Below are 721 nucleotides of genomic sequence, written 5' to 3' on the forward strand. Positions count from 1 at the left end.
ATTTGATTAAATCCATTTTGACCTCTCATGTCATATTAAACATTAGTTTGGGAAAACAAATGTTTTAAATAATGCAGAGGCCTTTTGTCATTTAAATTTTATTCTTCTTATTCATTATCAAAGGGATAAATTCAAAATTCAGGTTAATAAGAATTTCTTGCAATGTTCTTCTTCATAATAATGATTCCAAACATATAATTGCGGACACTTATCTACCATTTTGGCACAAGTTGTTGACTGCGATAAAGAACGTCCACAGCCAAACCCAGATCGAACTGACTAAAAGATTGCCGCAAATATTGCATAAAATCTTCGAAGAGAAATTCAGCTCAATTTAATTTTAACACCTCTTTAACTATTAAACATCTTAAATAGGCTCTAGGATGCGCTTTAATAGAAACAATAAATTGAGCTCCTGCATTTTGTAAAATATACGTAATTGACCTGCTCCCAAAAAATTAATCCATGTCAACGCCAGTTTAACGTAAGAAACTCTCAAAAATATTCTAGGAGCTTAGTAGCTTCGATTTCTGTATTTGAAAAGAACAGTTGAGGCTTGGATGGATTCAAGCAATCAATAATTAGCAAGACTTGCCAACAGATTGCTAAGAAAGTTCCGTCGACTTCGGTGCCGATGATGTTTTATCTGACAGCTATTTTTTAACAGATGATTCACACTTTCAATCATAGCCCTCTTTTTTAGCATGAGTTTATCCACTAA

1 protein-coding gene is annotated in these 721 nt (G+C 32.9%); it reads right to left on the minus strand.

Annotated elements, in window-relative coordinates:
- Positions 1 to 574: 574 nt before the first annotated feature.
- The coding region (locus TY19_RS13060) for a transposase (RefSeq protein ID WP_445082255.1) at positions 575 to 721 on the minus strand (147 nt) is incomplete at its 5' end.

It is taken from the genome of Candidatus Protochlamydia sp. R18, assembly GCF_000648255.1.
GTDB classification, from domain to species: domain Bacteria; phylum Chlamydiota; class Chlamydiia; order Chlamydiales; family Parachlamydiaceae; genus Protochlamydia; species Protochlamydia amoebophila.